The 26,068-nt window shown below is 66.5% G+C and carries 25 protein-coding genes, 1 tRNA gene and 1 pseudogene; 13 read left to right on the top strand and 14 right to left on the bottom strand.

Translation table 11 applies throughout. From position 1 onward, the window contains the following. The first annotated feature begins 57 nt into the window (after positions 1-57). Complete coding sequence (gene corA, locus MUG96_RS13180) at positions 58-1,035, top strand: magnesium/cobalt transporter CorA (protein ID WP_246983464.1); 978 nt, start codon at positions 58-60, stop codon at positions 1,033-1,035. On the opposite strand, the gene MUG96_RS13175 is transcribed toward corA, so the two are convergent. The 7 genes from MUG96_RS13175 to MUG96_RS13145 all read right to left on the bottom strand — a co-directional run bounded on the left by MUG96_RS13175 (position 1,026) and on the right by MUG96_RS13145 (position 7,502). Then, positions 1,026-2,276: a tripartite tricarboxylate transporter permease gene (locus MUG96_RS13175; protein ID WP_246983461.1), complete on the bottom strand. Its 1,251-nt coding sequence runs from the start codon at positions 2,274-2,276 to the stop codon at positions 1,026-1,028. The two genes, corA and MUG96_RS13175, sit on opposite strands and share 10 nt — an antisense overlap. Positions 2,277-2,315: 39 nt before the next feature. Then, the gene (locus MUG96_RS13170; RefSeq protein ID WP_246983459.1) at positions 2,316-4,220 is read right to left on the bottom strand and encodes a histidine kinase N-terminal 7TM domain-containing protein; all 1,905 of its coding nucleotides are present in this window, start codon (positions 4,218-4,220) and stop codon (positions 2,316-2,318) included. Positions 4,221-4,370: 150 nt separating this feature from the next. Beyond that, a complete protein-coding gene (gene rpl12p / locus MUG96_RS13165; protein WP_246983457.1) occupies positions 4,371-4,724 on the bottom strand; it encodes a 50S ribosomal protein P1 in 354 nt (117 codons plus the stop codon). Positions 4,725-4,755: 31 nt separating this feature from the next. After that, the gene (locus MUG96_RS13160) at positions 4,756-5,814 is read right to left on the bottom strand and encodes a 50S ribosomal protein L10 (protein ID WP_246983455.1); all 1,059 of its coding nucleotides are present in this window, start codon (positions 5,812-5,814) and stop codon (positions 4,756-4,758) included. 2 nt (positions 5,815-5,816) lie between these two features. Next, positions 5,817-6,455 carry a 50S ribosomal protein L1 gene (locus MUG96_RS13155; protein ID WP_246983454.1) on the bottom strand — a complete coding sequence of 213 codons (639 nt, stop codon included), beginning with the start codon at positions 6,453-6,455 and terminating at the stop codon, positions 5,817-5,819. A 227-nt stretch (positions 6,456-6,682) separates the two neighbouring features. Continuing rightward, positions 6,683-7,171 carry a 50S ribosomal protein L11 gene (locus MUG96_RS13150; protein ID WP_246983453.1) on the bottom strand — a complete coding sequence of 163 codons (489 nt, stop codon included), beginning with the start codon at positions 7,169-7,171 and terminating at the stop codon, positions 6,683-6,685. Positions 7,172-7,301: 130 nt separating this feature from the next. Then, positions 7,302-7,502: a VNG_1110C family protein gene (locus MUG96_RS13145; protein ID WP_246983452.1), complete on the bottom strand. Its 201-nt coding sequence runs from the start codon at positions 7,500-7,502 to the stop codon at positions 7,302-7,304. A gap of 366 nt (positions 7,503-7,868) precedes the next feature. On the opposite strand from MUG96_RS13145, the gene MUG96_RS13140 reads away from it, so the two are divergent. The 3 genes from MUG96_RS13140 to MUG96_RS13130 are packed head-to-tail and all read left to right on the top strand — an operon-like array spanning position 7,869 to position 10,302. Next, on the top strand, positions 7,869-8,981 hold the full coding sequence (locus MUG96_RS13140) for an OBG GTPase family GTP-binding protein (RefSeq protein WP_246983451.1): 1,113 nt from the start codon (positions 7,869-7,871) through the stop codon (positions 8,979-8,981). Further along, positions 8,981-9,505, top strand: coding sequence for a TIGR04206 family protein (locus tag MUG96_RS13135; RefSeq protein ID WP_246983450.1), 525 nt, complete (start codon positions 8,981-8,983; stop codon positions 9,503-9,505). Before MUG96_RS13140 ends, MUG96_RS13135 begins: the two co-directional genes overlap by 1 nt. Before the next feature lie 41 nt (positions 9,506-9,546). Continuing rightward, positions 9,547-10,302, top strand: a complete 756-nt coding sequence (locus MUG96_RS13130; RefSeq protein ID WP_246983449.1) for a VOC family protein — start codon at positions 9,547-9,549, stop codon at positions 10,300-10,302. A gap of 31 nt (positions 10,303-10,333) precedes the next feature. Here MUG96_RS13130 and MUG96_RS13125 read toward each other — a convergent pair whose 3' ends face one another. Then, positions 10,334-10,588 (bottom strand): hypothetical protein, encoded by a 255-nt coding sequence (locus tag MUG96_RS13125; RefSeq protein WP_246983448.1) that lies wholly within the window; start codon positions 10,586-10,588, stop codon positions 10,334-10,336. A gap of 93 nt (positions 10,589-10,681) precedes the next feature. Further along, positions 10,682-11,032, bottom strand: a complete 351-nt coding sequence (locus MUG96_RS13120; RefSeq protein WP_246983446.1) for a helix-turn-helix domain-containing protein — start codon at positions 11,030-11,032, stop codon at positions 10,682-10,684. 501 nt (positions 11,033-11,533) lie between these two features. Here MUG96_RS13120 and MUG96_RS24260 point away from each other — a divergent pair. The 3 genes and pseudogenes from MUG96_RS24260 to artA all read left to right on the top strand — a co-directional run. Then, positions 11,534-11,626: pseudogene (locus MUG96_RS24260) on the top strand (surface glycoprotein); the annotation flags it as partial. A gap of 81 nt (positions 11,627-11,707) precedes the next feature. Continuing rightward, on the top strand, positions 11,708-15,220 hold the full coding sequence (locus tag MUG96_RS13115) for a DUF7282 domain-containing protein (RefSeq protein WP_246983444.1): 3,513 nt from the start codon (positions 11,708-11,710) through the stop codon (positions 15,218-15,220). Positions 15,221-15,366: 146 nt separating this feature from the next. After that, on the top strand, positions 15,367-16,347 hold the full coding sequence (gene artA / locus MUG96_RS13110) for an archaeosortase A (RefSeq protein WP_246983442.1): 981 nt from the start codon (positions 15,367-15,369) through the stop codon (positions 16,345-16,347). Between the two features lie 9 nt (positions 16,348-16,356). On the opposite strand, the gene dph5 is transcribed toward artA, so the two are convergent. Continuing rightward, positions 16,357-17,136 carry a diphthine synthase gene (dph5, locus tag MUG96_RS13105; protein ID WP_246983440.1) on the bottom strand — a complete coding sequence of 260 codons (780 nt, stop codon included), beginning with the start codon at positions 17,134-17,136 and terminating at the stop codon, positions 16,357-16,359. 84 nt (positions 17,137-17,220) lie between these two features. Here dph5 and MUG96_RS13100 point away from each other — a divergent pair, with 84 nt between their 5' ends. Both MUG96_RS13100 and MUG96_RS13095 read left to right on the top strand, forming a co-directional pair. Continuing rightward, entirely contained in the window at positions 17,221-18,204 is a 984-nt protein-coding gene (locus MUG96_RS13100) for a class I SAM-dependent methyltransferase (RefSeq protein WP_246983438.1), read from the top strand. A gap of 66 nt (positions 18,205-18,270) precedes the next feature. Then, positions 18,271-18,344 (top strand) — tRNA-Thr (locus MUG96_RS13095). A 114-nt stretch (positions 18,345-18,458) separates the two neighbouring features. On the opposite strand, the gene MUG96_RS13090 is transcribed toward MUG96_RS13095, so the two are convergent. Further along, positions 18,459-18,878, bottom strand: a complete 420-nt coding sequence (locus MUG96_RS13090; protein WP_246983436.1) for a VOC family protein — start codon at positions 18,876-18,878, stop codon at positions 18,459-18,461. A 149-nt stretch (positions 18,879-19,027) separates the two neighbouring features. Between MUG96_RS13090 and MUG96_RS13085 the strand changes: the two genes are divergently transcribed. Next, positions 19,028-20,533: an ATP-binding response regulator gene (locus MUG96_RS13085; protein ID WP_246983433.1), complete on the top strand. Its 1,506-nt coding sequence runs from the start codon at positions 19,028-19,030 to the stop codon at positions 20,531-20,533. Here the strand turns inward: MUG96_RS13085 and MUG96_RS13080 are convergent, their stop codons facing one another. Together MUG96_RS13080 and MUG96_RS13075 are read right to left on the bottom strand one after the other, a co-directional pair. Continuing rightward, positions 20,534-21,727 (bottom strand): PAS domain S-box protein, encoded by a 1,194-nt coding sequence (locus tag MUG96_RS13080; RefSeq protein WP_246983431.1) that lies wholly within the window; start codon positions 21,725-21,727, stop codon positions 20,534-20,536. It abuts the gene before it with no gap. 180 nt (positions 21,728-21,907) lie between these two features. Then, a complete protein-coding gene (locus MUG96_RS13075) occupies positions 21,908-22,774 on the bottom strand; it encodes a cytochrome c oxidase subunit 3 (protein ID WP_246983429.1) in 867 nt (288 codons plus the stop codon). A 257-nt stretch (positions 22,775-23,031) separates the two neighbouring features. On the opposite strand from MUG96_RS13075, the gene MUG96_RS13070 reads away from it, so the two are divergent. From MUG96_RS13070 to MUG96_RS13060, 3 genes are read left to right on the top strand one after another with little or no spacing between them, the layout of a single operon-like run. Next, positions 23,032-24,357 carry a hypothetical protein gene (locus MUG96_RS13070; RefSeq protein WP_246988681.1) on the top strand — a complete coding sequence of 442 codons (1,326 nt, stop codon included), beginning with the start codon at positions 23,032-23,034 and terminating at the stop codon, positions 24,355-24,357. Next, entirely contained in the window at positions 24,354-24,653 is a 300-nt protein-coding gene (locus MUG96_RS13065) for a DUF7410 domain-containing protein (protein ID WP_246983427.1), read from the top strand. The genes MUG96_RS13070 and MUG96_RS13065 overlap by 4 nt, the downstream gene beginning before the upstream one ends. 43 nt (positions 24,654-24,696) lie before the next feature. After that, complete coding sequence (locus MUG96_RS13060; RefSeq protein WP_246983425.1) at positions 24,697-24,885, top strand: hypothetical protein; 189 nt, start codon at positions 24,697-24,699, stop codon at positions 24,883-24,885. Here MUG96_RS13060 and MUG96_RS13055 read toward each other — a convergent pair. Next, positions 24,882-25,988, bottom strand: a complete 1,107-nt coding sequence (locus MUG96_RS13055; protein WP_246983423.1) for a polyprenyl synthetase family protein — start codon at positions 25,986-25,988, stop codon at positions 24,882-24,884. The genes MUG96_RS13060 and MUG96_RS13055 overlap by 4 nt on opposite strands. Positions 25,989-26,068: the final 80 nt, after the last annotated feature.

Here is a 26,068-nt window from a genome sequence, read left to right as displayed (position 1 = left end):
GGACGTGACCGCTCGTGTCGAACGGCGACGAGTCACCGACGGCGCTGGGGGTTCGCCGTGATCGCCGCGGCCGTCTTCGGAACCGACGGGATCAGCGAGTACGACGATCTCGACGCGGCAAAGGCCGCTCACGGGACCACCTGGGTTCGGGCGTCCGACGCCAGCGACGACGAAATCGACCGCGTCGCCGACGCCTTCGGCATCCACGCCCTAGCCGTCGAGGACGTGACGAACAACGTCCGGCCGAAGACGGAGGAGTACGACGGGTACACGTTCACGCTCGTCAAGACCGCCGAACTGGCCGGCGGCGACCAGGTCTTCGAGGAGGAGGTCCGCGACCACCCGGTCGGCGTCTTCGTCGGCGACGACTGGCTCGTGACCCTCGGCCCCGTCGGGACCCCGGCAGTCGAGCGCGTCTGGCAATCGGTCGTCCGCGGCGACGAACGCCTCCTCCAGCGGGGTCCCGACTTCACCGCCTACCGCGTCATCGACACCATCGTCGACGGCTACTACGACCTGCTCGACGACATCGAAAGTCAGATCGAGCGCGTCGAGGAGGACGTGACGACCACCACCGACATCGACACGCTGGAGGCCATCAACGCCCTCCGGCGGGACCTGCTCGCCTTCCGGAAGATCGCCTGGCCCGCACGCGAGGCCGTCGGCGTCCTCGCCCGCGGCGACCCCCGGCAGATCGGCGAGGACACCGAGAAGTACTTCCGGGACGTGTACGATCACCTCGTCGGGATCGTCGACCTCACCGAGACCTACCGGGACCTGACCCGTGGCACCCGCGACATCTACCTCAACACCGTCTCCCAGTCGACGAACGAGGTGATGAAAGTGCTGACCGTCATCGCCACCGTCTTCCTTCCGCTAACCTTCATCGTCGGCGTCTACGGCATGAACTTCGCCGACTCGCCGTACAACATGCCGGAACTCACCTGGCGGTACGGCTACCCCGCCGTCTGGGTGGTGATGCTCCTCGTCACCGCCGGGATGCTCCTCTTTTTCCGCCGCCGCGACTACATCTGAGCGATCAGCGGGACGAGCAGCACGCCCATCAGGGTCGCCCGCCGCGCTCCGAACCGCGGCGGAATCAGACCGACCGCCGTCGAAATCCCGAAGACCGCGACGCCCACCGGCCCGGCGAAGACGTAGGACAGCACCACGAGGACGGCGAGGACTGACAGCGAGAGCGCGGTATAGTCCACGGCACCCACCACCCGGAGGTATCGGTCGCCGACGACGAGCACGAGGAGAAACCCCGCCCCGGCCGCCAGCGCGATACTGGCGAGCATGATCGGGAGATTTAGCGGGACGCCCGCCTCGTCCACGGCGACCAGCACGCCCGTCCGCGGCGACCCCAGTGCGACCAGCGCGAACAGCGCGAAGATCGAATTGGCCGTGTTCACGCCACTGGTCGTCACGACGAATCCGCGGGCGCCGAAGCGGCCCGGCACCGCGAGCAGGGCACCGGTCGCCGCGATGGCGCTAGAGACTCCCGGGACGTAGCCGACGATGGCACCCGCGACGGTCCCCAGCGATGCCAGGGCGCCGACCGACGCCCGCGACTCCGTGACAGTCGGGTCGTCCTGTTCGGGGATGCCCGCGCCGCCGATGGCCTCTATCAGCACCGGCGCGCCGAACAGCCCCGCGAACAGCGGCGCGAGCATCCCACCCGCGTCGACGATGCCGTTCGCCGGGCCGTCGAGTGCGACGAGCCCGAGGAGCCCGCTCGCGCCGACCGAGAGCGCCGCCCCGAGTTTCCGACGGTAGCTGGGCTCGGTCGTCACGAGCCCGACGACGATGGCGGACAGAACCGCCGGGAGGTGTGCCGACAGCGTCGGGTAGACGCCCGTCATCAGTCGCGTCACGGGAATCGCGAGCGGGACCGCGAGCGCGACCGCCAGCCCGCTTCCCAGGGCTGACAGCCGGAGTGCCTCGCGCCCGCGGCCAGCGAGCACGAGTTCGTGTCCCGGCAGCGCGGAGGCCGCCATCGCCGGGTCCGGGACCCCGAGTGCCAGCGTCGGCACTACGTCGAGGAAGGTGTGGACCGTGCCCGCGGCGAGCATCGCCGCGCCGACGAGCCGCGGCGGCCCCGGAACCGCGCCCGCGGACGCGGCCAGCAACAGCGCCATGTTGTTCGCGTGCAGGCCGGGCAGGAGCCCGCTCACCGTGCCCAGCAGGACGCCGCCGCAGACGAACGCGAGCACGGCGGCTGTCGAGCCCGGTGCGACCACGATCTCGACTCCGAACGGCGCGACGACCCCCATCGCGCCGAGGTGGTCCCGTCCCCGGGTATAAGCGTTCGGTCAGTCGGACGTCGTCGCGGCCTCCACGCGTTCGACCCCGAGGACTTCGAACCGTGCGCCCCCATCGGTGCTGTCGGTCACCGCGACGTCCCAGCCGTGAGCGTTCGCGATGTCGGTGACGATAGCCAGCCCGAAACCCGTCCCGGACTCGCTCGTCGTGTACCCGCGGTCGAGGACCGCCTCTTTCTCCGCGTCCGGGATACCGGGCCCGTCGTCGGCCACGTAGAACCCCTGGTCGTCGTCCCGGCCGACGTCCCCCACGGTGACCGTCACGCTCGCTGTATCCGTCGAACCGTGTTCGACGGCGTCACCAGAACGCGAAGCGTTCTGGTTGCCCGTGGAGCCGTGCTCCACGGCGTTCCGAAAGAGGTTCTCGAAGACGTTGAGGAGCCTGTCCCGGTCGGCTTCGACGGTCGCCGTGCAGTCGATTTCCGCGGTCGCGTCGCCGGTTTCGACGTTCTCCCAGGCCGTCCGAGCCACCGACCCGACGGAGACGGGCGCGGTCTCGGTGATGGCCTTTCCCTGTCGTGCGAGCGTGAGGGCGTCGTCGATGATCGCTTCCATCCGCCCGTGCGCGTCCTTGATCGCTTCGAGGTCGCTTCTCGGAACCGTCAGTTCCTCGCCCTCGTCAGCGAGCAGGAGTTCGAGCCGTCCGCCCGCGACGTTCAGCGGGTTCCGGAGGTCGTGGGAGACGATGCTCGCGAACTCGTCCAAGCGCTCGTTCTGGTGTTCGAGCTGTGTGGTCTTCCCCTCCAGTGCCTCGGTCTGTCGCTGGAGGCGCTCCTCGCGTTCCTTCTGGTCGGTGATGTCGTGCATCAGGACGACGTGGGCCGTCTCGGCGCCGTCGTCCCCGTCACCGTCGAGCGCGGAGAAGGTGATGTCGTAACAGCGCTCGCCGTCGTGGGTCTCCACCCAGATCTCGGCGTTGAGTTCGTGGACCGGCTCCTCGCCTCGCAGGACCGGGAGCAACTCCCCGGCGTCGAGGACCAGCGACGGGCGCGTGATCTCCGTGATCTCCCGGCCGACCGGGCGTTCGAGCCCGAGCATTCGCTTCGCGGTCGCGTTGATGTCGACCACGCGGTCCTCGGCGTCGAGGACGACGATTCCGTTGTCGACCTCCTGCATCACGAAGTCACGGGCGAGTGGTACCGTGCTGTCGACCCGTGACCGGACCGGTGCCAGGACCCGACCTATCGGCAACCGCTGGACGAGCCGGGCGCTCGACGTGCCCAGCAGGAGCAGCACGCCCATCACCAGGTACGAGGTCGGCAACAGCGTGAAGTGCGGGAGCGGACTGATCCGGGCGAACGACCCGAGCGAAATCACTAGAAGGACGAACGCCGTCAGGAAGATGACGAGGCTGAGCCGTCGGTAGACGTTTCGCGACCGGCGGAACTTCCTGAGCAGCAGTCCGAGATACGTCGCCGCGATCAGATACGACAGAAACGAAACGGCGTAGAGCCCGAGGCCGAGGTCGTAGCCCAGCGCCACGTACTCGCCGCCGGTCTCCAGGGACGGGTCGACGAGCACGAGTCCGTGCACGCCGTTGGTAACGCTCAGAAGCAGCGCCGCGACCGGGAAGGCGAGCAGTGCCCGCCGTCGCCAGGGCGTGATCCGCGCGCTCAGCCCGCAGAAGTGGACGGTGAAGAGGAACGTCGTCACGACCAAAAACGGGATGGTCGGGACGAACAACAGGAGCGCCCAGAGTTTCGCCGTGTAGGTGGTGAACGAGAGCGCGAGCAGGTTCGTGAGCGCCCAGAGCCCGATGGAGACCTGAATGAACGTGGCCCAGGTCTCCGCCGGCCCCTCCCGCTGGTACCACGCGATGGCCGCACCCGCTGCACAGAGACCGACCACTAACACGAGCGGGAGCGTGTACGGCGTCGACTGGACTCCCGGGAGCATTTCGGTAGTGAACGGTTTTCACTCCCGTTCGTATTAAGCCACTCCCTCCGAGTTCACAGTTGATACTGGCGCAGCTCCGCCGACGGCAGCAGCTCTCGATTCGATCGCGCTCGAAAAAATCGGTGTCGAGTGGCGTCCGGCGTCGAGCGGTCAGCCGAAGAGCTCGCCGAGGCCTTCGCCGTCTGCGTCCTCGTCCTCGTCGTCGTCGCCGCCCTCGTCGGCTTCGGCTTCCTCGTCGCCGCCTTCGTCGTCGACCTCGTCGGCCTCTTCGAGCTCGCCGTCGCTGCTGCCGCCCGCGGGGGCAGCGGCACCGCCGCCGGCCGGCACGGCCGCGGCCTGCTCGACGGCTTCCTCGATGTCGATGTCCTCCAGCGCGGCCACGAGTGCCTTGACGCGGGATTCCTCGACGTCGACGCCCGCCGCGTCGAGTACGTCCGTCAGGTTGTTTTCGTTGATCTCTGCACCGGTCTCGTTCAGGATGAGTGCTGCGTAAACGTATTCCATAGTTGGTAATCGTGAAGGTGGGTCTTAATTGTTAGCCGAACATCTCGCCCATGGCATCGCCGGCGCCGTCGTCGTCATCGTCGTCGTCGGCGTCGTCGGCGTCAGCCTCGGGCTCGTCCGCTTCGTCGTCCGATTCTTCGTCCGCCTCGGCCGCCTCGTCGCTCTCCTCGGCCGCGTCGTCGGCCGGTTCGGGCGCGTCGACGTCCTGGAGTTCCTCGGGGAGCGCCTCGGGGTCGTCGATCTGCCCGACGAGCGCACGGACCTGGCCGTCCGCCTTGCTCAGGAGGTCCGGCATGAGGTCCTCGTCCTCGATAGCCGCCTGGAGGCCGAGGGATTTGGCCTCGCCGGCACCCTTCGACAGGAGCGCACCCGCCGTCTGTGCGGTCGGGTACACGGCGTTGACCGAGAGGTTCTGTGCCCGACTCGTCGCCGCTTCGATGTCCGCCTGGTACTCCTCGACGTCCAGTTCGAGTTCCTCGGGCTCGAAGAGCACGCCGTCGGCGAAGACGGCGCGCAGGTCGAGGCCGACCTCCTTGGGCTCGATGCCCAGTTCCGAGAGGACGTTGGCGAGCTGGTCGTCGACCGTCTCGCCAGCCGAGAGAACCGTCGAGTCCTCGAGGACCTGAATCGACCCCTCTTGAATGCGGGCCTCGGCGCCGACCGCCTGCAGTTCGCCGACGAACTGCCCGGGGTCCATGCCCGTGTCGCCCTCCGGGACCACGACGTCGTTGGGCGCGACCTCGCCCGCGTTGATCGGCGCGGAGGTCTTCGAGGATTCGAGCTCTTTGTACAGCCCGAAGGGGTTGTCGTCGGTCCCGATGATGCCGACCTGCCCCGAGATGTACTCGCCGAGGTCCTCGAGACCTGCGTCGACCTCGTCGAGGGCGCGTTTCAGCAGCGTGTTGCGGCTGACGCGCACCTCGGCGGTGCCGTGGAGACCACGGCGCATGTCCTGGAGCTGCCGGCTCGGAATGCCGGCGATGTCGACGATCCCGACGCTGTCGTAGCTCTCGATGGTCGCGACGAGGTCGTCGACCTCCTCCTTTTTCCACTGCGGGATGGTCTCGGTTTTGCGCTCTTCAGTGCTCATGGTCAGGCGACCTCCACTGCCGGCCCCATCGTCGTCTTGACGTACATCGAGTCGATGTTGAGGGGACCCTTCTCGAGTTCCGCGTGCAGGCGCCGGATGATGACGTCGACGTTGTCGGCGATCTCCTCGGCGTTCATGTCCTCGGCGCCGACGCGCGTGTGGAAGGTGCGCCGTTCCTTGCTCCGGAGCTGCACCGTGTTTTTCATGCGCTCGACGACCTCGACCACGTCGTCGTCGGGGTCGAGGGGCGTCGGCATCTTCCCGCGCGGGCCAAGCACCGTCCCGAGATAGCGACCGATCTCCTGCATCATGGACTGTTCGGCGATGAAGAAGTCGGTCTCGTCGGCGAGGTCCTTGGCTTCGTCGTCGTCGTCACCGAGGTCCTCGAGGTCGTTGCCATCGAGGACCTGGTCGGCGACGTCTTCGGCCCGGATGGCCGTTTCGCCTTCGGCGAAGACGACGATAGAAGTCTCCTGCCCGGTTCCTTCCGGCAGGACGACTCCCGTGTCGACGCGGTTCGACGGTTCGTTGAGGTCAATGTCGCGCAGATTGATCGCGAGGTCCACCGTCTCACGGAAGTTCCGTGGGGGGGCTTCCTCGAGTGCGCGAGTTACTGCTTGCTCTAAATCCTGATCTGCCATCGTTCACCTCCGTAGTACGCGTAACGCTCCTACGGCGTGAAACAGGCTACGCCTGTTCGCCTCGAACAAATCGGATGCCGAACTTAAACCCGTCGAACCGACCCCGCGTCGGGCGACGGTTCCTGACGGGAGAGAGAAACGCCCACTCGGGGGCTCAGGCCGAGGCTTCCTCGGCGAACTCACCGTCGGACTCCAGTCGTCGCCCGACGCGGTGTCGGCTCTAGCGACTACGCCGTCGCTTCCTCGGCGAAGCGGTCGTCGTACTCGCCGGCGTCGATCTTCGCTTTGAACTCGCGCGGGTTCTCGCCCTCGATGGTCACGCCCAGGGAGGTACAGGTCCCGACGACCTCCTTGGCGGCGTTTTTCAGGTCGTAGGAGAGCAGGTCGGGGTGTTTCTGCTCGGCGATCTGTTTGACCTGGTCGACGCTGAGGTCGGCCACGAACTCCTCGTGGGGTTCGCCGCTCCCGGTCTCGAAGCCGGCCTCGTCCTTGACGAGTTCGGCCGTCGGCGGGACGCCCACCTCGATGCTGAAGGAGCCGTCGTCCTCGTAATCGATGGTGACAGGGACTTCCGTCCCGTCGAACGCCGCGGTCTGGTCGTTGATCTGCTCGACGACTGCCTGCACGTCCACGGGCGTCGGGCCGAGTTCCGGACCGAGCGGCGGTCCGGGGTTGGCCTGCCCGCCGGGGACGAGTACCTCGATGGTTCCAGCCATACCTCACGGTTCACGCCGGGGCGCCTTTAAGAGTTGCTTTCCGCGTCCGGAATGTGTGCCGGCCACACACCGCGACGGCGGTAGCCAGGGGCCGTGCGGTCGTGCCGACGAGGCCGGCTACTCGGTGCGACTACTGCACGGAGATTCCGTTGCGGGCGAGGAACGCGCTCGCCTGCTTGATCTCGACGGGGCTGCCGACGATCCGTACGCGGGACTCCTCGCTGCGGAAGGTCAGCACGAACCGCTCCTCTAGTTCGTCCCGGAGTCCCTCGAGTGCGGACTTCGGGAGCAGGATCTGCGTGCTGTCGCGCAGGTTCGCCGCGTCTGGCATCACCGAAACGGTTGGTTGCTCTTCCTATAGGTCTGTCGAAACCCCGGCCCGTGTGTGAGTCGCTCAGACCGCACTCCACCTTCTTCTTCTCCGCCTCGGAGTACCTGCATCACTTCGTCGACGCGCCCGGGTTCGACGGCAACGATGTACTCTCCGCCCGGGGCGAGGGAGGCAGAGATTCGCTCCGGGGGACGCCGTGTCCGTTCATCCCACGCGAATCGACTCCACGCGAAGCGACTACCGGGGATGACATGATTCCCGGGCACCGTCGGATTCTGTGGCACTGGGCATAGGGCCGGGGCACGGAGTGGGGGACGCGACCGGCAACGAAAGCCCTAATGAGGGCCGAGGGCGGATGGACCGGTAATGGGGCTCGAGGAGGAAATCCGGGAGATCGAAGAGGAGATCGCCGACACGCCCTACAACAAGTCGACCGAGGAGCACATCGGCCGCCTCAAGGCCAAACTCGCGCAGAAAAAGGAGAAGCTGGAGAAACAGCAGTCCTCCGGCGGAGGCGGCTACGGCTACGGCGTCGAGAAACACGGCGACGCCACCGTTGCCCTCGTGGGCTTCCCGAGTGCCGGCAAATCCACCCTCCTCAACGCTCTCACCAACGCCGACAGCGAGGTCGGCTCCTACGAGTTCACGACCCTCGACGTGAATCCCGGGATGCTGAAGTACAACGGTGCGAACATTCAGATCCTCGACGTCCCGGGACTCATCGAGGGGGCCGCCGGCGGTCGCGGGGGCGGCAAAGAGGTCCTCTCGGTCGTCAGAACCGCCGACCTCGTGGTCTTCATCCTCGACGTGTTCGAGATCGACGACTACGCGCGCCTGCGCGAAGAGCTATACAAGAACAAGGTGCGACTGGACACGGACCCGCCACGGATCACTGTTCGCAAAAAGGGGAAAGACGGCCTCCGGGTGGATTCGAGCGTCGATCTCGACCTCGACGACGGCACCATCAAGGAGGTCCTGCGGGAGAACGGCTTCATCAACGCCGACATCACCATCGGCGAGCAGGTGGACCTCGACCGACTGATCGACGGCGTGATGGACAACCGCGAGTACTTGCCCTCCGTCGTCACCGTCAACAAGGTCGACCTGATCGACCCCGACTACCTTCCGACCGTCGAGGAGAACCTCCGCGGACACGACATCGATCCCGACGAGGCCGTCTTCATCTCCGCCGAGGAGGAGAAGGGCCTCGACGCCCTGAAGGAACGCCTCTGGGACGAACTGGGGCTGATGAGAATCTACATGGACAAACCCGGTCGCGGCGTCGACTACGACGAACCGCTGATCCTCTGGGAGGGTGACACCGTCGAGGACGCCTGCCGGAAACTCGGCGGGAACTTCGAGGACCGGTTCCGCTTCGCCCGCGTCACCGGCCCGAGTGCCAAACACGACGAACAACAGGTCGGGACGGACCACGAACTCGCCGACGAGGACGTGCTCCGCATCGTGAGACGCAAGTAATGCCACGAGCATCGGACCACGACGGCGAGGCCGCCGACGCGCCCGACCGGACCGCCGACGCGGACGGTGTGGTCCCCGAAGCGGTCCGCCAGTCCCGGCGACTCCCGATACTGCTTGCCCTGGGGATCGCCCCGTGGACGCTCGTCTCGGCCAACGGTGCGATCACGGTCGTCCTACCCTTTGGTCTGCTCAACTTCGACCCGGTCCAGTTGGCGACGATCTACGACTACTACTTCCGGTTCACTGCCGGCCTGCCGCGCTTCCTCCTGGCCTGGGGCAGTAGCGTCCTGCTGTACCTGCTGGCGGTCGGGAGCGCGCTACTCGGGGTGGTCTGGCGGGAGGACGGACGCGTGACGGCGACGCTGCTCGTGCTCGCCGGCGTCACACACTTCTGGGTGTCGCTCGGGTTCCTGCGCCGGCGTGGCTACTTCTCGGTGCCGGTCGGGACCCTGCTCTGCCTGCTCGTCGCCTGGACGTACTACCGGGGGGACCTGCAGTCGCTCGTGTGGCCGGCCGTCGAGTGAGCGCCGGTAGCCTTACGACGCCACCGACCCAGCAACCGGATATGCACGCGACGCTCGACCACACGATGATGCGCGTCGAGGACCTGGACACCGCACTGGACTGGTACACCACACACCTCGACTACGAGGAGAAAGGACGCTGGGAGGCCGAGACGTTCACCAACGTCTTCCTCGGCCCCGAGGAGATTCACGAGGAGGGCGCCCTGCTGGAACTCACGTACAACCACGACGGGCGCACGTACGAGATGGGCGACGCGTGGGGCCACATCGCCGTCCGCTGTGACGACGTCTACGACGCCTACGCGGAACTGATGGACAGCGGCGTCGAGGACTACCGCGACCCGGACTCCTGTGGCGGCAGCTACGCGTTCGTGAAAGACCCCGACGGCCACGAGATCGAGGTCGTCGAGCGCGACCACGGGTCGAAGTGGAGCCTCGACCACACGATGCTCCGCGTCGAGGACTCCGACGAGACCATCGGCTGGCTGACCCGGAAACTGGAGTACGGCCTGTTCCGCCGCGAGGAGTTCGACGACTTCGCGCTCTACTTCATGAAACCCGACGAGGCCGCCGACGAGGCGATGTCGCTGGAACTGACCGACAACCTCGACGACCGGACCTACGACCTCGGCGACGCCTGGGGCCACGTCGCGGTCCGAGCCGACGACCTCCAGGGGTTCTGGGGGACGCTGATGGATCGCCACGCTCCCGATTACCGCGACCCCGAGAGCTGTGGCAACCGCTACGCGTTCACGAAGGGGCCCGACGGCCACGAGATCGAGATCGTCGAGCGCTGAACTGAGGGGTTGAACCGTCTCACGACCGGCGTCAGAGATACTCGGTCAGTTCGCCGACGGCTCGGTCGAGGGGTTCGGAGCGAACCCGACAGACGTAGTCGGTCATCAGGACGGGCGTGAGCGACGCGATCGCGTGTGGCACTATCGCGCTCTCCCGCGGTGCTTTTCGATCCCGGAAATCGCTCTCGTCGAGCGGGATGCGCTCGTCGTACCAGGTCCGTGTCGTCAGGCCCATGACGACGTACTGTTCCTTGTCGAACGGGTGGGTTTCGTCGTTGACGACCACCCAGGGACGGGTCGCATCGTCGTCGGACTTGAAGGGATCGGGCGCGAGGACGACGTGTCCGCGTTCGAGGTCGTCGAAGTGGGACCGTGTCGGTCACTCGTCGCGGTCCTCGTCGGTTCGCGCCGCGGCGAGCCACTCCTCCCTGTCCTCCGGGCCGAGTTCCTCGTCGAGAAACGCCGCCGTGGAGTGGAAGACGGTCGCCTCGCTGATCGCGTCGAGGTCGCCGACGGCCCAGTACGGTTCTCGGTGTCGAACCAGCCCCCGTTCTTCGAGCCGGTTCAGAACGGGATGGATCGAGTTCTCGTCCACGTCGGCCGCGTCGGCGATCTCGACGGCCTTGTACGCCTTGTCCCGATTGTCCGCGAGGAATCGCAGTACCCGCTCCGCGTTCGTTCGCCTCGCGTCCGGGTCCCGTGACTCGAACTCGTCGATGCTGATCGGCATTCCGTACCTACCAATTCGGCACTCCAATTTATAAATGTATGTCTGTATCCTCGTATTTCGGTCGGTTTCTCGCCGCGAAGACCGTCCGGAACGCAGGGGGTCACGAGTTCGATCACTTTGCCAGGCGTGTGTGCGTCGGTACACGCGATTCTTCCGTCGACCTCGCTTCGCTCCGCGCCCGAGGCAATTCTCGCCTCGAATCCTCTAAATTTCGAAACAATTGTCAGACGGCTGTAAGCCGGCAGACGGACGGCCTCACATACGAGGCCAAACGGTCGTCGCATCCGCCGAAACACCCGATTTCGGGGTATGTGTCGTGGTGTCACCGGCCGTACCTGACCACAAAGCATTTATATGGATGGCCCAACCTTCTGACCGTACCCCTACCCATGGTGACAGTAGCGAGTACGCCGGACCGGTCTCCACGCGGCTGCTGTGCGAGCCGCGACCGGTCCGTGCTGAAAGGTGCTGGAACCGCCCCAGAAGCTAACCAAACCAAATATGACAGGAACACGAGATAAACTTCGCAGTCTCTTCCTGACTGCGCTGATGATCGGCTCGGTATTCGCCGGCTCAGTCGCATTCGCAGGAACGGCTGCAGCTTCCGCAAACTCGTCCATTACGGCGAGTCCCGCCACGCCGGGGTCGTCCTCGACCCACGACGTGCGGGCCGCAGTGGAATCGAACGACGCAACTAACTCATTACAGGACATCGAAATCGACTACAGCGTCGCGTCGGAATCTGCCGACGTGAGCAACGTTGTGCAGGCCGACGTTGTGACCTTCGGCGTTGACACTGACAATGACGGCACTGTCGATAACAGTGCAACTGTCTCCGGTGTCAGTGCCAGTAATAACGGTGAGACGCTGACGATTTCGTCCGACGGGAACACGAACCTGAACTCGGGCGACGACGTTCTCGTTACGGTTAACAACGTCCAGAACCCGGCCAACGGTGGCTCCTACACCACTGAGGTCGCGATCAACACGCAGAGCACGGACAACCCGTCCACTGCAACGCTGTCGATCAACCCGACCTCTAGCATCGCGCTGCAGCAGGACAACGACCCTGACGACGATCCGCAGGACCAGTGGGACGCGCGGCTGACGTCCAGCGGCGGTCCGTACTGGCAGGGTTCCGACCTGGTCATCAAGGTCAGCAGCCAGCAGAACTCCCAGCTCCAGCTCCGTGAGGCGGACGACACCGACAACGGCGAAGAAGTCGGTAGCTTCGTGTCCGACCTCTCGATGGACGGCAACGGTGAGGCCATCGTCGACACCAGCAACCGTGAGGGCGACTACGTCGTCACGCAGCCTGGTGGATCGGCCTCCGGTGTCTACAACTTCGAGAGCGGTATCGCGCAGGACGACGGCACAACAGTGTCGGACTCCGGCGGTTCGTCTGTCGACGCGTTCGACGGCAACGGACTGGTGCGAGCCGGCAGTATTGACAATACCGCAACCGAAGGTGCCATCGAAGCCGCTTCCTTCGAGGTCACCGTTCAGTCCCTGAGCGCGAGCTTCAAGGACACGGAGATCAGCCAGGAGCGGACCTTCATCGAGCTGAACTCCAACCGCGCGGGCTACGTGACCACCGTCACGGCTGACGGTCTCGACGGTGACGAGCTCGAGAACCTCTTCGCGGCTGAAATCGACACTGACGGCGACGACATCGGCGAGCACTCGCCGGAGTCGAACAGCGACGGTATCGGTGTCGACGACAGCTCGATCGCTCGGTACGACGGTGCTGCGTTCACCAGCACGGCCGAGCTCCAGCTGACGGGCAACAGCAGCCCGAACATCGACGACGACACTATCGCGTTCCGCACGCAGAAGGAGAACGCGAACATCAGCCTCAACTTCAGTGAAGTCGAGACTGGTGACTACACGCTGAACTTCGAGGTCGCCGACACGGACGCCTCCGCGTCCGACTCGATCTCGAACACCGAAGAGGAGGACGTCAACGCGGAGATCCTCCAGCCGATCGCCCGCGCTGGCGAGGGTGACAACGCTGCGATCCCGATCCAGCTCGAGAACACCGACACGGCAACGGTCAACGTCGGTTACAACGACGTGAACTTCAACCTCACCTTCGACATCGAGGACGGTAACGACGACGACGTCGTCACCGCTGGCATCGACCTGTACACGGTCGGCCGCGGTGACCTCGGTGCCGTTCCGGGTGACGTTGACGCAGAGACTGCACTCTCCATCAGCAACGGCTCCGTTAACGGTAATGATGCCCAGGAGCACACTCTGGAAGAGCTAGTCAAGTTCGCCAACGCGAACAACATCGATCTGACTGAGGGTCCGTACGCTCAGTTGGTCGAAGACGCTGACGGCGACGGAGACATTGACCTAGACAACAACGACTTCCCGAGTCGGACTTACGACGACCGTCTCCGTCAGAGCACCGAGCAGACCTACTACTCGGTCAACGCGCTTGCCGTGACGCCGACGTCGGTCGAACCGGCCGACGACGACGACACGATCAGCAACGTCAACCTGACCGCTATTCCGGGAAGCTCAGGTAGTGGCGGCGACATCTTCATCGACGACCCGCCGCTGGACAACGCCGACTACGACATCAACGTCACGGACGGCGGCATCACCGGGCAGGAGCTCGCCGTCGGTACCATGGACGTCACCGAGACGGTCAACGACGGCCTCCGCACCTGGACGATGTCCCGTAACAACTACAACGATCTCGACAGCGACGTCGAAGACGCTCGCTCCGAGATCTACGCGTCCATCGGTGACACGCTCACCGAGGACGACACCATCGCCGAGCGCGACGTGATGGTGTTCCAGTACCGCGGTACCGGCTTCTTCGGTGGCCTCGCGGCCGCCAAGGACGACGGTGAGGACTACGACGAAGCGTTCGTCGAACTGATGCGCGGCGACATCAGCGGCCAGTCCGCTGTGAGTGGTGAGAACTACAACTACGCTGGCGCTGAAGACGGTCTCGAGGTCACTGACGCCTACGTCGGTGACTTCGACTTCCGCGTCGAACAGCAGAACCCGGTTGCGAACCGGAACGGCAAGAGCCTGGACCTCGCGGAAACCGCGCTGCAGAACAACGGGATGCGCGTCGTTCCGGACCAGGCGAACTCCTCGCTGTTCATCTTCATCGATGAGCAGGAGGCCAACATGGACCGTAACGAGGCTCAGGACCGCGCTGCGGCCAATCAGGCCGTCTTCGGAGCTCTCGATGATGTCGACGACGTCGGTCGTACCGACCTCTCCATGCAGGATGGTGAGGAGTACACGGCCAACCTCAGCATCGCCGACGGTGCGCTGAACAACGACGGCGTCATCGTCGCTGACAGCGACTTCACCGTCGTCGAGAAGGAACTGACCTACGACACGAACGCGCAGGACATCATCCAGGTGTCCGCGCAGTCCGGTCAGACCATCTCGGGCTCGACCACCGTCGCACCCGGTACGGAACTCGACCTCCGTATCCGCTCGACGGGCGAGAGTCCGTTCCTGCGCAGCCCGCAGCCCGTCGTGCAGGCGGACGGTAGCTTCAACGCGTCGGTCGACTTCTCGACCGTCGCCGAGAACACGTCCTTCACGGCGAGCGCACGCGGCTTCGACGACGAGGACACTCCCGGCGTTGTTGGGGAGGCCCCCGTCGCGCAGGTCCGCATCGATGACCAGAGCGGCGACGGCACGACCGTCACCGTTCGCTCCGTGACCATGTCCGAGGGTGGCTTCGTCGCCATCCACTCGGTCACCGAGGACGGCGGTGTCGGTCCTGTCATCGGTAACAGTGAGTACCTGTCGGAAGGCCAGTCCACGGGCGTCGAGGTCACCCTCGACGAACCGCTGAGCGACGGCCAGCAGGTGATCGCGATGCCGCACCTGGACACCAACGGGAACCAGCAGTATGACTTCCCGCAGGCCGACAGCCCGTACACGGCGAACGGCTCCGCGGTGACGGACTCGGCGCAGTACACGATCGCTACGCCGACGCCGACCACCGACACGACGACTGAGCCGCCGACGACGACGACCGAGCCGCCGACCACGACGGAAGAGCCTGACACTGCCGAGCCGACCGACGAGCCCGGCACCACGGCTCCGCCCGAGACGACGACGACCGGCGGTCCCGGCTTCACGGCTGGCATCGCTCTCGTCGCACTCGCCGCAGCGGCCCTCCTGGCCCTGCGCCGTCGTGACTAAACACCCGGAGTAACCTCCGGCCTTCGACGAATCCTCATTTCTTTCGCACACGACCCGAACAGCGACAGCGCCATGCGCGTCCGGACGTGCATCCCGCGCGCGATTAACGACAAGACATATATCGGAAATCGCCCAACACCCGATAGATGCTAGACCAGGTGTTGGGCACGCTGGAGTGGCTGACCGGGTTCTCCGACCCGCTCGCCTGGCTCGTGATCGCGGCGTTCTCGCTCGCCTCCGTCCTGGCCTGGTACGACCGCGACCTCGATTCGACCCGGTGGGTCGCGGTCGCGGCCTGGGTCCTCTTCGCCGCTTTCTGGCTGACGCTCATCTATCACTTCGCGTTCGTCCAGAAGAGCATCGTCGAGGGTATCGGGACGCTGGTGGCGGTCCCGGGCGCGCTGTACGTCGCGTACCTGCTCGCGAACGGCCGCCAGTCGCTGCACGTCCTGACCCGCGCCGTCGCGATCATGGGGATCGTCTTCCTCCCCTTCGAGGCGCTCGCACTCTTCCGGCGCCCGCTGGTCGAGGCAGTGACGAGTCAGACGCAGTTCCTGATGAACCTGATCGGCTACGACCCGCAGGTGGTCAACGGCGACTTCGTCAACGGTGTCGTCGACTCCCCGCAGGGCCGGGTCGACCCCTACCGGAACACGTTCCTGTGGGTGCTCCCGGACGGCCACCAGGTGACCTACACGATCAAAATCGCCTGTACGGGGATCGGAAGCATGGCGATCTTCGCGGGCCTGATCGGTGCCGTTCGGGCACCGTGGCGACGGAAGGCCGCCGCGCTCGGCCTCTCGATCCCGATCATCTACGCGCTGAACCTGGTTCGGAACGTCTTCATCGGCCTCTCCTTTGGCAGGCAGTACCTCCACGTCTTCCCGGACGCCGTCATGACGCTGTTCGGCAGTGCCGACCCGTACAAGGTCTCCTTTTTCCTCGCGGACCGGGTGCTGGCACAGAGCCTCTCGGTCGTGGCGCTTGTGGCCATCACCTGGCTCGTCGTCCGGGAGCTCCCCGAGGTACTGGTCGTCATCGAAGACCTGCTGTTCATGGCGACCGGCAGCGAGTGGGACCTGCAGGGCGCGCTGGGCGTCCAACCGGTCCGCACCGACGGGCAGTGACCCGACGGCTCAGTCCGTCAGTTCCGCCAGGGGGTCGGCAGGCGCGTCCGCGAGCGCGGCGAGCGCGTCGCGTTCGAGGAGATGGAGGTCGCCGGGGACGACGAGGAGGTGCAGCGGCGGGCCGAACTCCCGGGTCGCGAGCGCTGAGAGCCGGTCGGCGGTGACCGTCGACTCGGGGCTCCCGGCCCGGCAGACCGCGACCGCGAGCGTGTCCTCGTAGTCGTCGGCGAGGAGGGCGGCGGCGGTACTGGCGCTCATGTAGTCGTCGTCGGCGGCCTTGATATCGAGATAGACGAGGGTGTGGAGGCCACGCTCGCGATTTTCGTCGAGCGTGTCGACGACGCTGTCGGGGACGCCGTCGCCGCCGTGGGCGCGCTCGAAGGGGAGCGTCGTGGCCTTCCCGAAGCGGTAGTTCTGGAGGCCGCTGAGCGAACTCGCGGCGGTCTGTGCGGTCGTCCCGTGGACGACCCGCGTCTCGATGCCGCGCTCGTGGGCGCGCAGGCGGAGGTCAACGTGGGTGGTCGAAATCATCGGGTCGCCGGCGGTACAGAAGACGGCGTCGCCCGCCGTGGCCGCATCGAGGATCGGCGCCGGGTCCTGCTCGACGCCGGCGCGGTCCCTGACCTCGATGGTCGCGTCGTGGTAGCGTTCCAGATCGGGTACGTCCGCGCCGACGAGGTGGCTGGTGTAGAACTCCGCGAAGACCCGGTCCGCGGCCTCGATGGCCTCGCGGCCGGCGACGGTGACCGACCGCTCGTCGTAGAGGCCGAGGCCGACGAAGGTGAGCATACCACCGCTCGGGGGCCGGGCGGATTAAACGGTCCGGATCGGCGAAGCGTCACGCTTAGTGCCCGGCGTCGTCGAGAACTGACCATGTCGGTGCCCTGCGTTCGCGTCGACCGCGAGACCGGTGAGGAGACACGCCGTCGGCTCGCGGACCGCGATCTCGTCGACGACGGCCACGAGATCGTCGTCGAGGAGGGCTCGCTGTACATCCCCGTGACCGATCCCGACGCCGTCCCCGAGGAGTTCGAGGTCGTCTCCCGCGGGGCACCGGACCGTGACACCCAGGACATGCCTGCCGACCTGGTCGACTTCGACCCCTCCTACGAGCGCGTCGGCGACGTCGTGGTGATCGACGAGGACGACGACGAGCGTGCACGGGCCCTCGCGGACGCCATCGTCGCGTCGGCCCTGCCGGTGACGACCGTCCTCGACCGCGCCTCGAAAGTCAAGGGCGAACGCAGGGTCCGCGACTGGGCCGTCCTCGCCGGCGGCGACACCGAGACTGTCCACCGCGAGTACGGGTGTGAGTTCGCGGTCGACCTCGCAGAGGTGTACTTCACGCCACGGCTCGCCACCGAGCGCCACCGCGTGACCGAGCAGGTGGCCGACGGGGAGCGGGCGTTCGATATGTTCGCGGGCGTGGGTCCCTTTGCCGTCCCGTTCGCGAAGCGAGGCGCGGCGGTCGTCGGCACCGACCTGAACGAACGGGCCATCGAGTATCTCCGCGAGAACGCCCGCCGGAACGGCGTCGCCGACCGCGTGACGGCGATCCACGGCGACGTGCGCGAGGTCAGCGACGACTACACCGACTGGGCCGACCGGATCGTGATGAACCTGCCCCACACCGCAGACGAGTTCCTCGACACCGCGGTTCGGCTGGCCGGCGACGAGACGGTCGTCCACTATTACGATATCCAGCACGAGGACGACCCCTACGGCCCGGGCGAGCGGGCGATCCGCGCGGCCGCCGAGCCCGAGTACGAGGTGGCCGTCGAGACGCGCCGAACGGTGCGCTCCTACGCCCCACACGAACTGAACGTGGTTCTGGATGTCCGATTGACCCGGACCTGAGCCGTGTCGATTCGCAACCCTTATTGCGGTTATGTGATGATGTGAGGATGCGTACTGACGGCCGTTGCCGGTGTAGCTCAGACTGGCAGAGCGAATCCTTCGTAAGGATTAGGCCGAGGGTTCAAATCCCTCCACCGGCTTTCTGCTGCGAACGGACGTGAGCAGCGAACGCCAAAGGGATTTGAAATAGACCGGACGAGCACAGCGAGTCCGGGCGTGGTTCACAATCCACTCCACCGGCTCTCACTCCGTTTTCACGTCTCCAGGACTTCGACGAGGTTCCCTTCCGGGTCGCGGACGAACAGGATTCGGGTCCCGCTCTCGGTGGTCTGTGGCTCGCTCAGCGTCTCGACGTCGTCGGGCAGGCCCTCGTAGAACGTATCGAGGTCGTCGACGGCGAGGCCGAGGTGGACGGCGCCGGGTTCGTTGAGGCTGGCGTCGGCCCGGGCCGGTGCTTCGGGGTCGTACTCGACGAGTTCGACGCGGACGTCGTCGGCGTCGAGGTGGGCGAAGCGGCCGGTGGCACCGGGGACGGCGACGCCGGTGGCGAACGCCTCCCCGCCGACGGAGAAGCGGTCGAGGACGGCGAGGTCGAGCGTGTCCCGATAGAACGCAACGGCGCGGTCGAGGTCGCTGACGGTGATACCGACGTGGTGGGCGGCGAGCGATTGCATGGTCACTGACGGGTCCTGCGGGGGGAAAACGACACCGGCTCGGGCTGATATGGTGACCCTGCTCACGAGGCGGGGCAGGCCTGCGCTGCGTGCGGCTTGGGGCCGTTCTAGCATCAATGCTTAACAGTTCACTCCTGCAAGGCGAACGTATGAGCGATGTCGATGTCGACCCGATTCGGGTGTTACACGTCGACGACGACCCGGAAATCGTCGACCTGGCGACGACCTTTCTTGAGCGGGAGGACGACCGGCTGTCCATCGAGCCGGCCGGGAGCGCGGGCGAAGCCCTCGACCGTCTCCGAGCGGGGTCGATCCACTGTCTCATCAGCGACTATCAGCTCCCGGACATGGACTGTCGGTCGTTCGTGGAGGCCGTCCACGAGGAAAATCCCGACATTCCGTTCGTTCTCTTCACCGGCCGCGACCGGACGCAACTCGACGACGACCTCTTCGAGAACGGGGTCACCGCCTATCTCCAGAAAGGGTCGGGCGTCGACCAGTACGGGGACCTGGCCGAGGCGATCCTCACCGCCGTCGGGGACGACAGCGTCCGGACCGACGGCGGCCGCGTCCCGGCGGACGACGGTCTCGGCGGCGACATCGACCGGCCCGACGCCGGGGCGGGCCTGGCGGGGCTGATCGAGGACGACCCAGAAGCGGTGCTCTCGGGCGCGCTCGATTCCCTCCAGGACGGGTTCTTCCTGCTCGACGCGGACGGCGACCTGGTCTACTGGAACCAGTTTATCCTCGACCGGACGGGCTACGACGACGCCGAAATGGCGGCGATGTCGCCGGCCGACCTGTTCGTCGAGCGGGACCGCAGCCGCGTCGTCGACGCCATCGAGCGGACCAGACGGGAGGGAGATACGGTGGCGGAAGCGACCGTGGAGGCGGCCGATGGCGAGGAGATTCCGGTCGAGTTCCGCGGTTCGCAACTTACCGACGCCGACGGGGACACGGTCGGGATCGCCGGCGTCGCTCGTGACGTGTCCGAACGGGTCGCCTACGAGCGTGAACTGGCACGGCAGAACGAACGGCTCGAGGAGCTGATCGGTGCGGTGTCACACGACCTTCGGAACCCGCTGAACGTCATCACCGGCCGGCTCCAGCTCGCTCGCGAGACCGGTGACGAGACACACTTCGACGCGCTCCGGCGCGCGACCGACCGGGTCGCGACCCTCATCGACGACCTGGTCGACCTCGCCCGCCAGGGAAACACCGTCGGCGAGCGAACGGCCATCGACCTGTCCGCGTTCGCGTCCGGGACCTGGGACCGGATGGAGACCGGTGAGGCGACGCTCTCGGTGGCGACCAACCGTGAACTCGCGGCCGACAAGGCCCGCCTCCGTCGGGTGTTCGAGAACCTCTTTCGCAACTCGATCGAACACGCCGGCCCAGACGTGACGGTGACCGTCGGTGACCACGACGACGGCTTTTACGTTGCCGACGACGGTCCGGGCGTCCCGCCCGAGGACCGCGAACAACTGTGGGAGTACGGCGAATCGACGACCGAGGAGGGGACCGGACTGGGGCTGGCGATCGTCCGGCGGATCGCGGAAGCACACGGCTGGCGGACGGAGATGGCCGAGAGCGAGGCCGGCGGGCTTCGAATCGACTTCCGCGGTGTCGACGGTTCGGGCCCGCCTGGGAGTTAGTCACTCCCCATCGTCGACTTCCCGGATAACCCCGACCGAACCACGGAAGTTACCGTCGTCGTCGACGAGGACGGCGACGGTGTCTTCGAGGCGGTTGAAGTTCCCTTCGACGTTCTGGACGGTGAACTCGAAGCGTCCCCAGTTGTCCTCGCCGTCGAGGAGTTCGAGGATGAGTTCCGTCCCTTCGCGGATGTCCGCCTCGCTCATGAACGTCGAGACGTGGGCGCCCTCGACGAACTCGCGGTCGAGGCCGGTCCGTTCGAGGAACGCGTCGTTGACCATCGTGAAGTACCCCCCCGTGTCGAGGGCGTACATCGCCTCGCCGACGTTGTTGACGAGGGTTCGGTAGCCTTCGAGGTCCCGCTCGCGCTCCTTGCGCTCGGTGATGTCGCGGGTGGTGACGACGAACCCGCGGACGATGGGGTCGTCGAGGAGGTTCCGGCCGCGGACCTCGACGGTCCGCCAGCTCCCGTCGGCGTCCTCGATGCGGAACTCGACCTGGGGGATGTAGTCGGAGTCGATGACGGCGTCGTAGAACTCCTCGCGGATGGCCTGCCAGTCGTCCGGGTGGACCTTCGAGAAGGGGACGACGTCGTCGATTTCGCCGGGTTCGTACCCCAGGACCTCCGTGACCGTCGGGTTCTGGTAGGTGACGGTCCCGCCCGGGCTGAAGACGGTGGTGATCTCGGGGCTGTCGGCGGCGATCCGGCGCGTGCGCTCGCGGTGGAGCGCCTGCATCCGCTCGGCCCGGTGTTCGTCGACCAGTTCGAGCGCCCGTGCCGTGAGGGTGTCGACCGCCCCGACGTCGGTCGCTGGCACGTACTCGGTGACGCCGGCGGTGATCGCCTCGCTCGCCAGGCTCTCGTCACCGTCCTCCGCGAAGAGCACGACGGGGAGGTGGTCGTGTGCCGCTCGGATCGCCGCGATTGCGTCGACCGCCGGCGGGTCGCTGTTCCCGTGCGTACACACGACACAGTCGAAGGGGTCCTCTGAGTCGACGAGCGGCGACCGCAACCGTGGATCGACTCGCTTTTGGGTTTCGGCGAGTCGGTCGAGCGCCGTCTCCAAGTCCGGGAGCGTCACGAACTCGACCGGTCTGTCGGCTCGCTCGAACCCCTTCCGCACCAACTCGGCGGCGTCTTCGTCGCCCCCGACGTGGCACACTCGCGGGTCGCCACGGCCGACCAGTTCCATTGGTCCATTTCTAAAGTCGTTCCATGATAAGTGTTGGCAACGTCTGTTCGCCAGGCGAACAGTTTAAATCCTCCTTCCGTGCTTGCCCGTTTTTTTCAGGCCATCGGCAGTGCTACCGAAGTCGCTCTATCGGTGATTTCGGACGGGGTGGCACGGGGAGAAGGCCGAACGCGTCGACTGTCAGGCCGCGCCGACGTAGAGAACGACGACGAGGAAGACCCAGACCACGTCGACGAAGTGCCAGTACATCGAGGCGGTGCTGACGGCGGTGTGCCGTTCCGCGGAGAACTGCCCGAGCAGGCCGCGCACGAAGACGATGCCGAGCATGACCGCACCCATCGTGACGTGGAGGCCGTGGAGACCGGTCAGCCCGTAGAAGGCGCTGTTGTAGATACCGCCGGTGAGGGAGAAGCCCTCGTGGACGAGGAACTCGTAGTACTCCAGGGCCTGCCCGCCGATGAACACCACGCCGAGCAGTAGCGTCACGCCGAGCAGACGCAGGAAGCGCTTGCGGTTGTCCTTCATGAGCGCGACGTGTGCGAAGTGGAGCGTGAAGCTACTGACGATCAGGATGGCGGTGTTGACGATAACGAGCGAACTGACGAGCGGCGGGAGTTCCGCCCCCGTCGGCGGCCAGGTGCCGGCCCGGATGAAAAAGTAATACACGAACCCGGCACCGAACGTCGCGATCTCGGAGCCGAGAAACGCGATCATGCCGAGCTTGAGCGTGCTGCCGCCGTGTGCTTCGGTCCCGTGCTCCCAGAAGTTGACCACGAACGCGTGGTAGAGCCAGCCGTACAGCCCGGCAAGGAACAGCACTGCGCTGGCGATGAACGCGTACGGGCCGATCATCGGCCCGATGATCGCGCCCTCGCCGCGTCCGAGGACGTACAGTGCCGCCGCGACGTACAGTCCGCTAGCACCGAGCGCGGTCAGGAACGGCCACCAGCTCGCTTCGCCGAAGCCACGGGGCCAGTCCTCGACCGCGGGCAGGTGGTGATCGTCGTGCCCGCCGTGATCGTCCGAACTCTCGTCTACAGTACCCATATCCCGCCGTTACCGTTCGATTACTAAAAGTCTGCCCAACTGCGGTCGGCGACGCTCCCACGGCCGTCGGTTTCGAGAACACGTTCGCCTCGCAGCGCGTCGCTTTCGGAAACTACACGGGGCCGAACCCCCAACCGGCGACGATGGCAGACTCCGGCGCCCACGCTCACGAGGACCGAGGCACGGGCGACGCCGCGGGACTCGTCGGTCGGCGGCTCCTCCCGTGGCTGGTCTCCGCCGTACTCGCGGCCGTCTGGATGGTCGGGGTCGCGAGCGCCCACGGCGGGAGCCTCGGCGCCGAGTCCCGAGAGTCACTGGCCGTCCCGACCTGGCTCTTTCTCGCTACCGGCGGCGGTGCGGTCGGCGCCTCCTTCCTCCTCGCGAGTTTCGTCACCGACCGGTCGTTCGTCCGGTCGATCCACGCCTGGCGCCGACAGGGGACCGTCCCGGCCCGTCGTGTCGTGGCCGGTCTCGTCCGTGCCGTCGGCGTCGTCGGCCTCGTCGCAGTCCTCGTCGTCGGCTTCACCGGCCCGAGCGCGGCGCTGGGCAACGCCGCCATCCTCGTCGTCTGGGTCGGCTGGTGGGCCGGGTTCACGATGACGACCTACCTCGTCGGGAACTGGTGGCCGGTCCTCAATCCCTGGCGGACGCTCGCAGACCGCCTGCCCTCCATCGACCGCGCCTACCCCGACCGGCTCGGGGCGTGGCCCGCCGTCGTCGGCCTCCTCGCGCTCATCTGGCTCGAAGTCGTCAGCCCGCTCGCGGACGAGCCGCGACTGCTCGCCGGCGTCATCGTCGGGTACACCGTCCTGACACTCGCCGGGGCCGTCGTCGTCGGCCCCGACACCTGGTTCCGCACCGTCGACCCCGTCGCCCGCGTGTTTCGGTACTACGGCCGCCTCGCGCCCGTCAGGTACGACGCGTCCGAGCGCCGGCTCGAATGGCGACTGCCGGGGAGCGACCTCACCGAGGCGCGCCTCGTCGACGGCCCCGACGAGGTGGCCTTCGTCGTCGCCATCGTGTGGGTGACGACCTACGACGGCCTCGTCGCGACGCCGCTGTGGGCCGGCATCGCTCGCCCCCTCGTCGACGCCGGGCTCCCACCCGCCGTCCTCTACCCCCTCGCGCTCGTCGCCGGCTACCTCGCCTTTCTCGGGGCCTACCGGCTCGCGGCCCGGTACAGCCGCCGGACCGCCGACTCGTTTCGCGCGCCCGCCCTCCTGGCCGAACGGTTCGCCCCGTCCCTGCTCGCCATCGCGGCCGGCTACCACCTCGCACACTACCTGGGCTACTTCCTGACGCTCCTGCCGGCCGCGTTGGTGGTCCTGCCGACCCCCTTCTCGCCGCCGGCGACGGTCCCCGTCGCACAGCTCCCCGGCTGGTTCGGCGGCCTGAACATGGCCTTCGTCCTGCTCGGGCACCTGCTCGCCGTCTGGGTCGCCCACGCGACCGCGTTCGACCTCTTTCCCGGCCGGCTCCAGGCGATCCGGAGCCAGTACCCCTTCGTGCTCGTCATGGTCGCCTACACGATGGTCTCGCTGTGGATCGTCTCGCAACCGTCCATCCAACCACCGTACATATGACCACGTCAGAACGACCCCCGGAACAGCGGCCCGCAGTGCCCGACGGCTACGTCGACCCCGACGGCGACGACCACGTCGCCTGCGAGTACTGCGGCGCGCCGTTCGCCGACGAGGAACTGCTCGCACTCCACCGCGGTCTCGACCACGAGGGCCGACTCACGGAGACCGAGCGCGAGGCCTTCGAGTCGGCATACGGGGACGAGGCCGAGGACATCAGGCTCTTCCGGCTGAAGGCGCTCGCCGTCCTCGTCGCGCTGTACTTTTTCCTGCTCATGACCTACTCGGTGTTCGCCTGACCGGAGCACGTTTCAAGTAGGCCGGGGGCGAACCACCCTGTCCATGCGTTCCCGGGTGACCGTCTCGCGGGAGCGGGCCTACACGCTCGTCGTCGGGACGGTCCTGACCCTCGTCGGCTGCTGGTTGCTCTGGGAGATGCACGACGACTTCGGGCTCGTGTTCACCGGGTTCGTGAGCCTCCCGTTCGTCGGCGTCGGCCTCCACTACCTCATGGGTGAGTCGCCGTTCTAGGCCTCGCGTTCGACGACGAAGCGTGTGAACTCCCGGAGGTTCTCCGCGGTCGACGGTTCGAGGTCGAGCGAATCGATGTGGCCGCGAGCGCGAGCGGACAGTTCGAGCGCGCGCTCACGGGCGTACTCGATGCTCCCCGTCTCCTGGAGGATGTCGACGACTTCCAGGATTTCCTCGGTCGTGTTCTCCTCGGTCCAGAGAATCTCTTCGAGCCGTGCCACGTCCGCCGCCGGCGCGTTCTCGGCGGCGTGGATGATCATCAGCGTCTTCTTGCCCTCGCGGATGTCGTTGCCGAACTCCTTGCCGAACTCGCCCGTGCGTGACTCCTCGGGGTCGTCGCTGCCCTCGATTTCGGCGGCCAGATCGAGCGTGTGTTCGATGTCGAGGATGTCGTCGCCGATCTGGAAGGCGACGCTCATGAACTGGGCGTACTGGGCGACTTCCTCCTCGACGGCTGCCGACTGGCCGGTGACGATGGCGGCGAGCCGTGCGACGATCCGGCCCAGACAGCCGGTCTTGCAGGCGCACATCTCCAGGTACTCGGACTCGCCGACGCGGATCGCCTGCTCGTTGTGCCAGTGGATGTCCATCCCCTGGCCGAGGTGCGTCCGGTTCAGTTCGTGCATCAGCATCTCGTAGGCGGCGAGTCGGGTCTCCGCGTTCAGGTCGGCGGGGTTGCGCGTGATGACCTTCAGCGGCAGGAAGTACATTGCGTTGCCGGCGTTCAGCGCGATGTCGGTGCCGTGCTGGAGGTGCAGGGCCGGTTCGCCACGGCGCATCGCGGCACCGTCCTCCACGTCGTCGACGATGATGGTTCCGTTGTGGAGCACCTCCGGGATACAGGCGTAAGGGAGGTACTCCTCGGGGTCCTCGCCGAAGGCCTCGACGAGGAGGAGGAAGACGACGGCCCGCCAGCGTTTGCCGCCGCGGTCCAGCAGTTCCCAGATGGGGTCCGCCAGTGCCTCCTGGACCGCGGTCGGGTCGTACTCGTAGGTCGCCTCGCCGAAGTAGTCCGTCAGGTACTGGTCGTCGATCTCCCGGGGCAACAGCTCTGCGATGGCCTCGTCAACGACAGGCCGCCACTCGGCCAGTACGTCCCGCATACCTGAACCCCTCACTACCGGGCACCAAAAATTTGCTCATGCGGGGCCGCCAGCGGCCGTGGACGAAACCCCTTTGCACG

Source organism: Halorientalis marina, from assembly GCF_023028345.1.
Taxonomy (GTDB): Archaea; Halobacteriota; Halobacteria; order Halobacteriales; family Haloarculaceae; genus Halorientalis; species Halorientalis marina.
The sequence above is the reverse complement of the archived record's forward strand: the minus strand, read 5'-3'. Positions and strand labels throughout refer to the sequence as shown.